The sequence below is a fragment of the Glaciecola sp. HTCC2999 genome (assembly GCF_000155775.1).
GTDB lineage: Bacteria > Pseudomonadota > Gammaproteobacteria > Enterobacterales > Alteromonadaceae > Opacimonas.
The window spans coordinates 640,172-655,265 of record NZ_DS989810.1; the positions used below are offsets into that span (position 1 = coordinate 640,172).

General features: G+C 40.4%; 10 protein-coding genes. 2 read left to right on the top strand and 8 right to left on the bottom strand.

Features of this window, described 5'->3' with window-relative positions; genetic code table 11:
• The coding region (gene alaS, locus G2999_RS11685; protein WP_010178503.1) for an alanine--tRNA ligase at positions 1–2,579 on the bottom strand (2,579 nt) is incomplete at its 3' end.
• A 154-nt stretch (positions 2,580–2,733) separates the two neighbouring features.
• Positions 2,734–3,219: a regulatory protein RecX gene (locus tag G2999_RS02800; RefSeq protein ID WP_010178505.1), complete on the bottom strand. Its 486-nt coding sequence runs from the start codon at positions 3,217–3,219 to the stop codon at positions 2,734–2,736.
• Positions 3,220–3,297: 78 nt separating this feature from the next.
• On the opposite strand from G2999_RS02800, the gene G2999_RS02805 reads away from it, so the two are divergent.
• Both G2999_RS02805 and G2999_RS02810 read left to right on the top strand, forming a co-directional pair.
• The gene (locus G2999_RS02805; RefSeq protein ID WP_010178507.1) at positions 3,298–4,452 is read left to right on the top strand and encodes a GNAT family N-acetyltransferase; all 1,155 of its coding nucleotides are present in this window, start codon (positions 3,298–3,300) and stop codon (positions 4,450–4,452) included.
• A 109-nt stretch (positions 4,453–4,561) separates the two neighbouring features.
• Positions 4,562–6,643: a M13 family metallopeptidase gene (locus tag G2999_RS02810; protein ID WP_010178509.1), complete on the top strand. Its 2,082-nt coding sequence runs from the start codon at positions 4,562–4,564 to the stop codon at positions 6,641–6,643.
• Between the two features lie 56 nt (positions 6,644–6,699).
• On the opposite strand, the gene G2999_RS02815 is transcribed toward G2999_RS02810, so the two are convergent.
• From G2999_RS02815 to G2999_RS02840, 6 genes are all read right to left on the bottom strand, one after another.
• Positions 6,700–7,194, bottom strand: coding sequence for a GNAT family N-acetyltransferase (locus G2999_RS02815; protein ID WP_010178512.1), 495 nt, complete (start codon positions 7,192–7,194; stop codon positions 6,700–6,702).
• Between the two features lie 14 nt (positions 7,195–7,208).
• The gene (locus G2999_RS02820; protein ID WP_156780190.1) at positions 7,209–9,734 is read right to left on the bottom strand and encodes a radical SAM protein; all 2,526 of its coding nucleotides are present in this window, start codon (positions 9,732–9,734) and stop codon (positions 7,209–7,211) included.
• A 126-nt stretch (positions 9,735–9,860) separates the two neighbouring features.
• The gene (gene metH, locus G2999_RS02825) at positions 9,861–12,479 is read right to left on the bottom strand and encodes a methionine synthase (RefSeq protein WP_010178515.1); all 2,619 of its coding nucleotides are present in this window, start codon (positions 12,477–12,479) and stop codon (positions 9,861–9,863) included.
• 13 nt (positions 12,480–12,492) lie between these two features.
• Complete coding sequence (locus G2999_RS02830; RefSeq protein ID WP_010178518.1) at positions 12,493–13,542, bottom strand: homocysteine S-methyltransferase family protein; 1,050 nt, start codon at positions 13,540–13,542, stop codon at positions 12,493–12,495.
• A gap of 26 nt (positions 13,543–13,568) precedes the next feature.
• Positions 13,569–14,486 (bottom strand): homoserine O-succinyltransferase, encoded by a 918-nt coding sequence (gene metA, locus G2999_RS02835; protein WP_010178520.1) that lies wholly within the window; start codon positions 14,484–14,486, stop codon positions 13,569–13,571.
• A gap of 108 nt (positions 14,487–14,594) precedes the next feature.
• On the bottom strand, positions 14,595–15,086 hold the full coding sequence (locus G2999_RS02840; protein ID WP_010178522.1) for a chemotaxis protein CheW: 492 nt from the start codon (positions 15,084–15,086) through the stop codon (positions 14,595–14,597).
• Positions 15,087–15,094: the final 8 nt, after the last annotated feature.

Genomic DNA, 15,094 nt, shown 5'->3' on the forward strand with positions numbered 1-15,094 from the left:
CCATACACAGATGTTAATGCATGTTCTAAATTTTCAGGTTTAGTTCCACCAGCTTGAGCCATATCAGGTCTACCACCACCTTTACCGCCTACTTGAGAAGCAACAAAGTTCACCAGCTCGCCTGCTTTTATTTTATTAATTAAATCACCGGTTACCCCTGCGATCAAATTAACTTTACCATCACCAGGTACACCTAAAACGATAATACCCGAAGAAATCTTTTGTTTTAACTCATCCAGCATGCCTTTTAATGCTTTAACTTCAACATCTGGTAAGTTAGCTACTAACACATTATGTTCTTTTATAACTTGCACTTGATTCATCAAATCAGAGCCTTGTTGGCTCGCTAATTGTTGTTTTGCTTGATTTAATGACTTTTCTGTTGCTTTTAGTAGGTCTTGATTGTTATTGATACGTTCAATCAGATTAATTGGTTCAACCTTTAATATATTCGCTGCATTTTGCAATAAGTATGCTTGTTCTTGCACATAATTAATTGCAGCTTCTCCTGTGATGGCTTCAATACGACGTACACCAGAGGCAATACCACTTTCAGAAGTTATCTTGCATAACCCTATGTCACCCGTCCGAGATACATGAGTACCACCACATAATTCAGTAGAGAAATTCCCCATTGATACCACTCGAACTTTCTCATCATATTTTTCACCAAATAAAGCCATGGCTCCTGATGCTTTTGCTTCATCAAGTTCCATCAATTTAGTTGTTAGCTCATGATTTTGACGAATTTGAGCGTTTACTAATCGTTCAATTGAAATTAATTGTTCTGTAGTTACAGCCTCATAATGGGCAAAGTCAAAACGTAACTTTTCATCATCTACTAATGACCCTTTTTGCGCAACATGTTCACCTAGTAATTCACGTAACGCTGCATGCAATAAATGAGTTGCACTATGATTGAGTTTTATGGCTTCTCGACGTGAATCGTCGACTTGAGTTACTACATTAGCACCAACAGATAACTTGGCTTTGGCAATACCTTGATGACCAAACGCATTCGCAAGTTTTTGCGTATCCGTGACGGTGAACACTGCCGCATCATTTAATTTAAGGACACCGCTATCACCAGTTTGTCCACCTGACTCAGCATAGAAAGCTGTATTATCTAAAATCACAATGCCTTTTTGACCAGCGTCGATACTTGTTACCGATGTATTTTCAACGATGATCTCTAAAACTGTCCCAACATCAGTTGTCTTATCATACCCAGTAAAATCGGTAGCGTGTGTAATCTTCAAAGCTTCATTATAATCTGTACCAAAATTACTCGCCTGTTGCGCTCTAGCACGTTGGGCTTGCATCGCGGTTTCAAATCCTGTTTCATCAATCCTAACATTATGTTCACGAGCAACATCAGCCGTTAAATCAGCAGGAAAACCATAGGTATCATATAACTTAAACACCACTTCTCCAGGGACAACATCCCCTTCCAGCTCGGTCAATTGTTGAGTCAGAATGTTCATACCACGTTCTAGTGTGCGTGAAAATTGCTCTTCCTCAACACGTAATACTTTTTCAATAACAGGTAACTGCTCTACTAACTCAGGATATGCATCGCCCATCTGTTGGGTAAGTGCAGATACTAATTTATAAAAAAAGATGTCTTGTGCACCGAGTTTATACCCATGGCGAACTGCCCGGCGAATAATACGACGAAGTACGTAACCGCGTCCTTCATTGGAAGGCATTACACCATCACAAATTAAAAAACTACATGAACGAATATGGTCAGCAATGACTCGCAACGATTTGTCATCTAAATCTACTGTACCAACGATTTCAGCCGCGGCTTTTATGAGTGCTTGGAAAATGTCAATTTCGTAATTACTGTGGACGTTTTGTAGGATAGCTGAAATACGCTCAAGTCCCATACCAGTGTCAATAGACGGTTTAGGTAACGGTTCCATAGTGCCATCTGCAGATTTGTTGTACTGCATGAAAACTAAATTCCAGATTTCAATAAAGCGATCGCCATCTTCTTCAGGGCTGCCTGGTACTCCACCCCATATGTGTTCACCATGATCATAGAAAATTTCAGAACACGGGCCACAAGGTCCAGTATCACCCATTGACCAAAAGTTATCAGATGTTGCGATACGAATTATTTTTTCAGGAGGGAGACCTATTTCATTTTCCCAAATAGCGAATGCTTCATCATCTTCAGCATAGACAGTGACTAATAATTTTTCAGCCGGTAAACCAAGTTCTTTTGTTAAAAAAGTCCATGCGAACTTAATGGCATCTTGTTTGAAGTAATCACCAAAACTGAAGTTACCTAACATTTCAAAGAAAGTATGATGACGAGCAGTGTAGCCTACATTATCAAGATCATTATGTTTACCACCAGCACGTACGCAACGTTGCGAAGACACCGCGCGAGAATAGTTGCGCTGCTCAGCGCCTAAAAACACATCCTTAAACTGGTTCATTCCTGCATTGGTAAATAACAACGTCGGATCATCGTGTGGAACTAATGAAGATGAAGAAACAGATTGATGACCATGTTGGCCAAAATAATCTAAAAATGCCTGTCTAATTTGGGCGGTTGAACGCGTCATGAATAATCCTTTAAGGAAGCTATGCCGAAGAAATAAAATGGATTGCTACAAATAAGAGCGGTAATTTATCACAAAAAACCGCTATATTTAATAGCAATTTAGGAGAATTTCATAGGATGTGACTGTTTTATAAATATAAATGAACTTATTAAGACTAATGACTAAGTGCAAAGTTAATTTCATCTTGAGAAAACCCACGATATTGTAGAAATCGCATCTGTTTTTGTTTTAATGTCCAGTCAGTTTCACGCGCAGTAGAATACTTTTTGCATTTAACCTCATACGCTAGCTCATACCAATCTGGCTGTAACTCAGATAATGCCTCGGATAACATAGTTTCATCAATATCATGAGGATATAGTGCCTGTTTAATACGGGCTAATCCCTGACCTTTCGCCATACAATTACGCACAAAATGAAAAGTGAAGCGGTAGTCAGATTGAATATCTTTAGCGATAAACTTAGCTAGCACATCATCCACATGGTCACTGTTTAAACCTTGTTGCCCTAATTTTTGCTGAATTTCAGCTACGCTATGTTCACGTTTAGCCAGTAGGCGGGTAATTTTGTGTCGGATGACACGTAACGGATCATCCACCACTGGATCATCGCTATCAAGAGGAATATTATCTAAATCCATTGACCTTACCTAAACTTATGAACTATTGAGTTTAACTAAAGGTAAGAATAACTAAATCTTAATAAAAAAGGAACAACCGTGACTTTTAGTGTGGTGGCATTTACTGATATTTCACACATTGACTCGCAAGTATGGGATAAAGCATTTCATCAAACCGGAGGGCCTTGTTTAAAACATTATTTTCTATTGTGTTTAGAACAAAGTAACAGCGTCGGCAAGAACACTGGATGGTTGCCTTATCATTTAGGTATCAAATGCGAAAATGAGCTAATCGCATTGCTACCCGGTTATATCAAAACTCATAGTTACGGTGAATATATCTTTGACCATGCATGGGCGAATGCTTATGCACAACATGGAATCAATTATTATCCTAAATGGATTAATGCGATTCCATTCACTCCTGTCACCGCTCAGCGCATTGGCTGGATAGAGGATGTCGCACAATGGCAGGTATTACCTCAAATAATAGAATGTATAAAAGCCTTTCTCTATGACCAACATTTTTCATCGGTGCACTTCTTATTTGCAAACCATCAAGAACATCAGCAGTTAGCACAAACACCACTATTACATCGGCTTTCCTTACAATTTGAATGGCGCAATCAAACATACACTGATTTCGATGATTTTTTAGGACATTGTACGTCTCGAAAACGTCGCTCAATCAGAAAAGAGCGTAAAAAAATCAAGCAACAACAAATTACCATTGAGCGTTTACATGGCAGTAAAATTACTCCTGAACATATGCGTTTTTTTTATGATTGCTATCGCGCCACCTACTTAAAACGAAGTGGCCACGAAGGCTATTTAACCCATTCTTTTTTCGAACAACTCTTTGCACATTTTGCAAAACATATGTTGCTCGTGTTAGCTAAAGAAAATGACCAATATATTGCTGGCTCGCTGTTTTTATTTGATGCTCAACAACTTTACGGTCGCTATTGGGGAGCATTAAGCGAAGTCGATGGTTTACATTTTGAATGCTGTTATTATCAAGGTATAGAGTTTGCAATTGAGCATAATATCCAACGCTTTAATCCAGGCACTCAAGGGGAACACAAAATATTAAGGGGATTTGCACCAACTTACTGTCACTCATTTCATGCCCTTGCCCATTCTGATTTTGAAACTGCTGTGGATGATTTTTTACAGCGAGAAAAAATTGGCATGAAACAATACAAAACGAAGTGTGACGAGTTGCTTCCTTTTAAACAAAACAGTGACTCGTAGAGGCTATTTATAATTATGTAAACAGATATGTCGGTTTGGTAGGCAAGCCTTCGTAGTATTGATATGATAATTTTGTAAGAATTTTACTCAATGGAAAAACAATAACATGATGAAAAGAACAACAATAGCAACATTAGTTGCAGCTAGCTTTATACTAGGCGGATGCACTGGCAATACGCCTACGACAGACACTGCAGCTTCAGTTGAAGCAACAAGCACCGTTGCTAAAGCAGAATTAGGCACATTTGGTGTTGATTTAAGTGCACGTGATTTAAGTATCAAACCTGGCGATGATTTCTTTATGTATGCCAGTGGTAATTGGTATCAAAACTATGAATTGCCCGCAGACAAAACACGTTTTGGTGCATTTTCAAAATTAGCTGAACGCTCAAATGATGAGGTTAAAGCCATCATTGAAGATTTATCAGCTAAAGATAACCTAGCTGGTACTGAGAAATTAGTTGCTGATTTTTATAATGCCTACATGGATACTGATACATTAAATAAATTAGGTATTACACCACTACAAACGACCCTTGATGAAATTGCGAATATTGATTCAGTCGCGGATCTAACCCGTACTTTTGGAGAGGCCTGGTTAACCGGTACCACGTCTCCAATATGGGGTGGGATGTGGACTAATCCTAAAGATCCTAATGAATATCAATTACATGTTGGGGTGGGTGGTTTAGGGCTACCTGATCGCGATTATTATTTACTCGATTCAGAACGTTTTGTAAATATTCGAAACGAATACCAAGCACATATTGCGAAGATGCTAGCCTTTGCCGGTGTATCTGAAGCAGATGCAACTAAACAAGCAGCTGCTATTTTAGCGTTAGAAACAAAAATTGCTGAAATCCAATGGCCACGTGAAAAGCGTCGTGACCGTGATCTAGCGTTAAACCAGTTTGAGCGAGACGCATTTGAAGTAGAATACGCTAATTTTGATTGGGATAGTTTTTTTGCCTCTTCTGGCTTTGCCATTCCACATTTAAATGTGCGTCAACCTGAACCCGTTAAAGATGCTATTGAGTTAGTCAACAACCAAGCCTTAGCTGATTGGAAAGCATATCTCACCTATCATACAATCTCTAACAACGCATCGATGTTATCTGAAGATATCTACAACACTAACTTTGCTTTTTTTGGTACTATTCTAAATGGTCAACAAGAGCCTCGTCCACGTTGGAAGCGTGCTATCAGTGCGATGTCAGGTACCGAAAGTCTAGGTTTTGCAATTGGTGAAATTTATACCGAGCGATATTTCCCTGAGAGTTCTAAAGCTCAAATGGCCGAACTGGTTGAAAACCTGCGAACCGCTCTAGGCCAACGCATTGACAATCTTGATTGGATGGGGGAAGAAACAAAAGTTAACGCAAAAGCGAAATTAGCTGCTTTCCGCCCTAAAATAGGTTACCCAGATCAAGCCATTAATTTTGCAGGACTAGACATCAGCAGTACAGACTTAATGGGCAATGTGAAAACACTACGTCAATTTTTCCAAGCTAAAGATGTCGCTAATGAAATGAAACCCACTGATCGTGAACGTTGGGGTATGACACCGCAACAAGTCAATGCTTATTACAATTCTTCATTTAATGAAATTGTCTTCCCAGCCGCCATTTTACAACCACCATTCTTTGACCCCAACGCAGATCCTGCAGTCAATTATGGTGGCATTGGTGCAGTTATTGGGCATGAAATGGGCCATGGTTTTGATGATCAAGGTTCAAAATCAGATGCAATGGGTGTTCAACGTAACTGGTGGACCGATGAAGATCGTGCAGCATTTGAAGCCAAAGCTGCTAATCTTGCCGAGCAATACTCAGCATATGAGCCTATTGAAGGTAACTTTGTCAATGGTAAAAACTCATTAGGTGAGAACATCGGTGATGTCGGTGGACTAGCGATGGCATATCACGCTTATCAACTGAGTTTAAATGGTGAAGAAGCGCCTATCATTGATGGCACCACAGGCGACCAACGTTTCTTCTTAGCTTGGGCACAAGTGTGGAAAGAAAAACGCACCGAAGAAAGTATGCTTAACCAGCTTCGAGGCGGAACTCACGCACCTGGTCGTTATCGTGCATTAGCACCACGTAACCATGATGCCTGGTACGAAGCGTTTGACGTCAAACCAGGAGATGCATTGTATCTTGCACCAGAAGAACGTGTTCGTATTTGGTAATATACAAAATAAACACTAGTTAAGCCCCTTTTATAGGGGCTTTTTTGTGGTTAAACTCATTTTTCACAAGTAAGGCGATAAAGCCAGTTTTTTTCGCCTTGCCATATCATAGATTCTACTCTAACAAAATTGAGCTTTTCTAATAGTCCAATAGACGGAATATTATGCAACGATACAATGGCCAAAATTTCATTGGTAATTAAAGTATCAAACCCTTGAGCAATCGCTATTTGACAAGCCTGATAAGCATAACCTAAACCTACGAATTGAGATGATATTGCATAGCCTAAGTCAGGCGCTGATAACTCAGCTCGTTGTAATAAACCACACACACCGACCGGTAACTGTTTTTCAGCATCAATAATCACATCCAAACCATGCCCAAATTGTTGATGAGATGCCTTCGGACCATGAATAATATAAGCTTTAGCATCATCGATGTTTTTAATTTGTTTATCTGCAATATATTGAATAAATGCAGGTTGATTGTATAAGTCTAAAACAAATTCAGCATCCATCAGCTCCATTGGACGAATTAAGATATTGGACATTCAACCACCCACCATTAAGCAGCAAATTCCGCTAACGATTTAGGTCTTGCTACACCAGAGTGTAACTCCCAAAAATACTGATGAGAATCGTATTGGGCAGCATCTAAATCAATACTCGCTAATCTATTAGGATCAGTGAACTGCATTGTCGCCGCTTCAAACGTGGCTAATGGTGCTCGAGCCTGCGATGCTTGTTTAAAATAAGCAACAAAATCATGCTTCATATCGACATACAGAGGATAATCCATGGCATCATCAGGCATTGCAGCTTGATTTACTGAGATAACAGTGTCTAAGGCCGAATCATTAGATACATCATATCGAGTTATTAAATAATCACGAACTTCTTGATAAAATAATGTCCAGCCAGATGGCATGGATTTATCACCGTTAAAATATCGAGTGGCCCAAGTCAGTAATGGGTATGCATCAGGCGCTCGATTTATGTCATCAAGTAAATTCGCCATAAATTCTCCTGCAGCAATATCATATTCCCACTGCATATAACGCATGATATAACGCAACAAACTATAACCATCAGCCATGACATATATTTGATAAATCGCGTTCATGCGTTTCATATCTTGCGGCGTGTAACTATACGTTGACGTTAAAAAGCTATGTTCATCCGTTTTAATTTCATACTTTGCCATATACCCAGGCTCAGCCATTGGACTATTGGGTAGTAACTGAGTTGGATAAGCTTTCACAGACACATCCATATCAATGTAACGCTGTAAATCAGCAGTGAAAGAAGCAACGGTCATTCCTGGCAGCCCGATCATCAAATCTGTTGATAGAGGTAAATTTAAGTCAGTGAAGGCTTGAGCGAGTTCATCATAGCGTTGGGTACGAATGTTTTTACGATTAATAACATCTAGGGTTTGTTCATCTGTCGTCTGAATAGATATGATCCCTTGCCCAATAATCCCACCGGCAGTAAAGATTTTGATAATTTCCACTAATCGCCATGTGGAATTTTTCGTGTAGTTCACCACAATTTCTTGTGGGTAGCCATATTTAGCTTTGGTATCGACAATAAATTGCGAAATCTCAATATCACGATCATATAAGCCATAATTAGCATCCGCAATCCACATCACACGAATATTATTTTTACCTATCCAGGTGATTTCATCTTTAACCCGTTGTAAATCAAATTTTCTAATTTTTTGATTGGTTGCACTGCCCCAGTCACAAAATGTACACCCATAAGGGCAACCGCGATTAGTTTCAATAATCGCCGCTTCGACTCGGCCTTGGTATTCATCAAATAGACCAGATAAATAGGGAGATGGCACACTATCAGGTGTTTTCATGCGCTCTCTAGCGCCCGTGCGAATCAGTCGATTCGTCATGCTCTCACGATAGGTGATCCCCTTCACCTCTGCAAGGCGACGATAATCGGCTTGAATGCTCCGTTTATGCATACTAGATGGGGCTTTTATCGCACGTAGTGATTCAACCAACTCAGTTATTGTTATCTCACCTTCCCCATGAACAGCGATATCGACAGACGTATGTTCGGTTAAAAAATCTTCACAGGCGTTTTGATAATCAGGCGTACTTGGTCCGCCATGAATAGTAAAATTACCAACGTGGTGTTGCTTCACGGCTTGACTGATTTGCATATTAACGTCAATCGACCACATGTAATTTGAGAACAACCACACGCCTGCACCAAACTTTCGATAAGGGCCGTTAAATAACTCATTCGGTTCGAGGTAGTTTAAAGGAATAAACTGAAAATCATTGAGCAATTCACCCTCTTTATAGGCCAACAATGCACTATATAATACCCCTAGTGCTAGTGGAAAATGGTTTTCCATGTGTGGGACAAAATACACTGGAACTTTATCTTCAGCGACGGATTCTTCCCATTTAGCGGGTAAGGCCAACGCGGTCTCAGTTTTGGTCGAAAAAGGAGTTAATACCGGAGCACTTTTTGATACATTTAACTTTTCTTCTGCCAGCAAACCTGCGGCTCGCCATTGACCAATACGCAGCAAGTATTCATCATATCCGGCCCCCAGAGGCGCTTTACTCGTTAATACATGAGATATCGTTTGCCCTTCACCAAAACTCATCAAGATCATGGCATCAAGCGAACTTAGGCCCACAAATTCACTGACCACAGACGACCAAGCACAATAGCCTTTTTCGCAAAGTGATATAGCGAAGTGAGTACCGAGTCGCAATCTAGCCATCGGCTCAGGCAATGTTTGAGTATCTGCTTTTAATACATCCACTGACAATTCAGTGACTTGAATTGCATTTATGTTCGGCGGATTATCCATTGGAGAGTTAAGTAAAGCACTGACAGATTGGTATTGAGATAAACGTTGGCTAATTTGTGATATCGACAAATTACGAAAAGGCTTCATTGATTCGCTTGCATGAATACGCTCGGCTAAAACATCGACCGTCATGCTTGATTCACTCATTTGGGTGATACGATTCACTAAATCCAGTAAAACAAAATCAGGGTCACCAAGGGGAATAGATTGAGCTGAGCCTGAGACATTGGCTAACAGTGACATGCCATTTCGAAAGAAAATGACTTTGTGATGATTGATATACAAAAGAGTGCCCACCTAGCGTTTTTATTGTTGAGTAATGGTGTTAAATTATCTCAAAGCATAAACGCATCAGTGGGGCTTGTAAAGTTAGCCGTTAATGTTCGGTGCTAACCACATTTGTACCGTCTCATTATCCCACGACTTGCGCTTGGCATAGTCATCAACCTGATCTGATTGAATTTGTGCAACAGCGAAATAACGTGCATCTGGGTGAGCAAAATACCAGCCTGATACTGCTGCTCCTGGCCACATCGCATAGCTTTCAGTCAGCTTCATACCAATCTGTTTTTCAACATCAAGTAAATCCCAAATCAATTGCTTTTCGGTATGCTCTGGACAAGCTGCATAGCCAGGTGCAGGACGAATACCTTGATACAATTCACGAATAAGGGACTCATTGTCGAGACGTTCATCCTCAGCATATCCCCAATGCGTGATCCGCACTTGTTGATGAAGGTACTCTGCAAATGCTTCGGCAAGTCGATCTGCTAATGCCTTGACCATAATACTGTTGTAATCATCACCATCAGCTAGAAAGGTTGCCGACAATTCATCTTCACCGATACCCGCAGTCACCGCGAAGGCACCAATGTAATCTTGACGACCCGAATCTTGAGGCGCAATATAATCACTCAAACAGTAATTAGCCCCTTTCGGTTTATGGGTTTGTTGACGCAAGTGATGACTTATGACTGCATTTCCTTGTGTATCTGTGATCTGAATATCATCACCGACACTGTTGGCAGGAAACAAGCCGTAGATCCCTTTTGCCTCTAACAATGCTTTATCACATAGATTATCGAGCATCGCTTGAGCATCATTAAACAAATCCGTCGCTTCTTTACCGACCACTTCATCTTCTAGAATTCGAGGATACTTCCCAGCCAGCGACCACGTTAAAAAGAACGGCGTCCAATCAATATATTCACGCAATGTACTTAAAGACACAGACACAGCTTCAACGCCTAGCTTTTTAGGCGTAACAATCGACTGGTTCGCCCAGTCACACGTAAATTTATTATCCCGAGCTTGAGATAAGGTAATCGCTTTAGAACGCGGAGTTTTACGTGCATGCTGATCCCTTACCACAGCATATTCTTTTTTCAATTTATCGTGAAAAATGGGACGTTTAATATCTGAAATCAATTGCTGACAAACACCCACAGCACGGCTTGCATTAGACACATACACTACAGGGTGGTCATAATGTTGTTCAATTTTGACTGCAGTGTGCGCTTTTGACGTTGTCGCTCCACCAATTAATAGTGGTAAATCCAAACCATTACGCTGCATTTCTTTAGCAACATATACCATTTCATCCAATGATGGGGTAATTAGGCCTGACAAACCTATCATATCTACGTTTTCATCTTTTGCGACTTGTAAGATCTTGGCACATGGCACCATCACACCTAAATCAATCACTTCAAAATTATTACACTGTAATACCACCCCCACGATATTTTTGCCAATATCATGCACATCTCCTTTGACTGTCGCCATCAGAATTTTGCCATTGGATGAGGCTTTACCGTCTTTTTCAGCTTCTATAAAGGGCTGTAAATGTCCTACTGCTTTTTTCATGACTCGCGCAGACTTCACAACTTGGGGAAGAAACATCTTTCCTTCCCCAAATAAATCACCCACGACATTCATGCCATCCATTAGTGGTCCCTCAATCACATGCAAGGGTTTATCCGCTTCTAGACGAGCAGCTTCAGTATCTTCGATAATGTAATCGGTTATCCCTTTAACTAGGCCATGCTCTAAACGTTTATTGACCGGCCACTCTCGCCAAGCAAGATCCTCAACTTTAGCCGCTTTTCCGTCACCTTGGTACTCGGGAGCTATCGCCAATAAATTATCCGTTGCTTGGTCGTGGCGATTTAAAATCACATCTTCGACGGCATCGCGCAGTTTAGGTGGAATTTCATCATATACTTCTAACTGACCAGCATTCACAATGGCCATATCCATACCCGCTTTAATGGCATGATATAAAAACACGGAATGCATAGCTTCTCGCACCGGATTATTGCCGCGGAATGAAAATGAAATATTAGACAACCCACCCGAGACATGAGCATGGGGTAGGTTTTGACGGATTTTACGCGTCGCTTCTATAAAATCGACGGCATAGTTATTGTGCTCTTCAATTCCGGTTGCGACAGCAAAAATATTCGGATCAAAAATAATATCTTCAGGTGGAAAACCTACTTCATCCACTAAAATACGATAACTACGCTCGCAAATATCATATTTACGCTCGATGGTATCAGCTTGACCTTGCTCATCAAACGCCATCACTACTGTCGCAGCACCATAGCGCTTAATCAGTTTAGCTTGCTCAACAAAAGGTGCTTTACCTTCTTTAAGACTAATGGAGTTGACGACCGATTTGCCTTGAACACATTTTAAACCGGCTTCAATAACTGACCATTTTGATGAATCAATCATGATAGGTACACGTGAAATATCAGGTTCAGATGCAATCAAATTTAAAAAACGTACCATGGCCGCTTCAGAGTCCAACATGGCTTCGTCCATGTTGATATCAATGATCTGTGCACCGTTTTCAACCTGCTGTTTTGCCACGTCGAGTGCCGTTTCATAATCTTCTTCTAAGATCAGGCGTTTAAACATCGCAGAACCGGTGACATTCGTACGTTCACCTATATTAATAAATGAGGAAGCTGCTTGAGTCATTTTGGGTGCCTCCTTAATGAATGAATGGTTCAAGACCCGATAAGCGCATCTTAGTCGCTAATTCAGGTATCGCTCGAGGATTGGATGAGGCAACAACATCAGCAATTGCTTTAATGTGTTCAGGAGTACTCCCACAACAGCCACCCACAATATTGACTAACCCGGATGAAGCCCACTCTTTGATATGAGCAGACATTTCATCAGCATCCATGTCATATTCACCAAACTCATTAGGTAACCCAGCATTAGGGTGAGCAGACACTAAGCAATCGGCCACATTGGATAATTCATCGACGTATTGACGTAATAAGTCTGGGCCTAATGCACAGTTTAACCCCATCGATAAGGGACTCAAATGACGCATGGAATGATAAAATGCTTCAGTGGTTTGTCCTGATAAAGTTCTGCCAGATGCATCAGTAATAGTGCCAGATACCATCACAGGGAAATGCTCGCCACGTTGCTCAAACACATTTTCAACAGCAAAAGCCGCTGCTTTTGCATTTAACGTGTCAAAAATCGTTTCTAGCATAATAATATCGGCCCCACCATCAAGTAAGGCATGGGTAGATTCTTCGTAGGCCTCGACTAATTCATCAAAGGACACATTACGTTTACCCGGATCATTGACATCAGGTGAAATTGAAGCCGTGCGATTAGTCGGGCCCAAGACACCTGCCACAAAACGCGGCTTATCCGGGCTTGAATACTTATCAGCAGCTTGACGTGCTAATTTAGCTGCCGCAAGATTTATCTCTTTTGAGATATCTTGCATGTCATAATCCGCCATCGCAATAGTGGTCGCATTAAACGTATTAGTTTCGATAATATCACTGCCCGCTGCCAAATATTGTTCATGGATAAAACGAATAATATCAGGCTGAGTGATGGCTAATAAATCATTATTACCTTTCACATCACAATGCCAATCGGCATATTGTGAACCTCGATAATCGCTTTCGGTAAATTGATAAGTTTGGATCATGGTACCCATAGCACCATCAAGGATCAGGATCCGTTGTTTTGCTAGTTGCGCAATTTGAGCGCTTAACTGATTTGACACGTGGTTCGTCCTAGTGTTCACATAGATTAGGTCAATGTGGTTAAATCATATGGAGTGGTCTGATATACATAGTAATTCAGCCAGTTAGTGTATAGTAATGTCCCGTGAGAGCGCCATGAAACGCGCGGCGCTTGTGTAGGATCATTATTAAAAAAATAATTTTCAGGTAATGCTGTGTCCTGACCGTTTGCTAGATCCCGCGCATACTCTTCAGCTAAGGTATTCGCATCATACTCAGGGTGACCGGTAATAAACACATGACGTTTATCTTTAGTCGCAGCTATGTAGGTACCCGTTTGTTCAGAAGCGGCTAGCACATCAATTTCAGAAACTTTCTCATAAGCAGCAATTGGTACATTACCATAGCGAGAATGTGGCGCATTAAATATAGGATCAAACCCTCTCATCAATTCATTCTCTGGAGCCAGGACCTGATGTTCATACACGCCAAATAGTTTGTCAGAACGTAATTCGCGCATTTGTCCATAAAAATGGTACATTGCAGCGTGGGCTGCCCAGCATAAATATAATGTAGATTGAACATTCACTTTGGCCCAATCTAAAATCTCTTGCATATCACGCCAATACTTCACGTCTTCATATGCCATAAAGCCTAATGGTGCACCCGTAATAATCATGCCATCATATTTTTTATTCTTGATATCACTGAAAGCTTTATAAAATGCGTCCATATGAGATTGTGGCGTATTCTTTGAAAGCTGATTATCAATCCGAATTAAATCTATATTGATTTGTAACGGTGTGTTGGATAACAACCGTAATATCTGTACTTCTGTTTCGATTTTATTGGGCATCAGATTTAAGATCCCGACTTCCATCGGACGAATATCTTGATTAGCTGCACGATCCATATCCATCGCAAAGATGTTTTCACCGTTCAAAATATCTAGGGCAGGTAAATCTGTAGGGATCCGAATAGGCATAAGCACCTCACAATAAAATCAATGGGTTTATTGTGCCTATTTTTAATAGAATGTCAAATTATATACGTCTAGACGTCTAAACGTCTTAACTTCTATATCGAAATCTCACTAACCGTTAGTGTTTGTCATTTTATTTATACTGATCAGTTTCTGAAGGTCTAAGAGTGTTAGTAATTCATCGCCATTACTGACAGTTCCTTCAGTATTAATGTGTCTCATTTGTCCTGTTTTATTACTGGTAACATCGATTTGATGGTTATGTAGATATACAACTCCAGAAATACTATCTACAAGAAAGCCAACATCATTCTGGGCATGCCCAATTATGAGAATACGAGTTTCATCGGTAAATTCAGAACGACTGAATCCGAAACATAAACGAGTATCGAAAATGTGAATGTGATTACCACGCAGAGCTATAGACCCTACGCTATATTTCGGCGCATGTTGTATGGGATGTATATGAGAAAGTGTTACTACTTCTTTCAAGTATTTGACATTAATAGCATAGGCGCTATTACTTAAACGGAAAGTGAGCCATTGCGACACACCTCCATTAAACGGAGAGTCATTTAAATTTAGTGTTTGTTGTTCGTTCATTATCACTG